This is a genomic window from Hymenobacter agri, from assembly GCF_054778495.1.
In genome coordinates this window covers 1-546 of sequence record NZ_BAAGZM010001294.1, presented here as the reverse complement: position 1 = coordinate 546, position 546 = coordinate 1, and the positions used below count along the sequence as shown (strand labels likewise).

1 pseudogene is annotated in these 546 nt (G+C 68.9%); it reads left to right on the top strand.

From position 1 onward, the window contains the following. Positions 1-217: 217 nt before the first annotated feature. Positions 218-546: pseudogene (locus tag ACYVDE_RS25870) on the top strand (hypothetical protein); the annotation flags it as partial.

Below are 546 nucleotides of genomic sequence, written 5' to 3'. Positions count from 1 at the left end.
GCGTGACGTAGTTGGGCGTGCCCGGCGGCAGGGCCGCGCGGGGCGGAATGATGGGCGGCGTCTGGGCGTCGTCTTCCTTGGTAAATCCTCGGCTCATGCTTGGGCAAACGCAGGCGCGGCGGCCGGGTTGTGGCCGCCGGACGCAACCATCGGGCCCGAAAAGCGGTTACCCAACGCTATTTCGCTGCTACCCTATCCCGATTCGCTCGCGCTATTAATGTCTGAACTGCTTGCCCAGCCCGCCCCGGCGGCGGCCTCCCCCACCCCGCCCGCCCGCCGGCTCGACGGCGCCCTTGTCTGGCTCATGGCCCTCACCTGCGGGCTGGTGGTGGCCAACATCTACTATAACCAGCCGTTGCTGGCCGCCATCGGCCGCACCTTTCACATCACCGACAGCCGCGCCAGCCTGGTGGCCACTGCCACGCAGGTGGGCTACACGCTCAGCATGCTGCTCATCGTGCCGCTGGGCGACATGCTGGAGCGCAAGCGCCTGATGCTGCTGCTCATGCTGGGCGTAGCCGGCTGCCTGGCCCTGGCGGCCTGGGC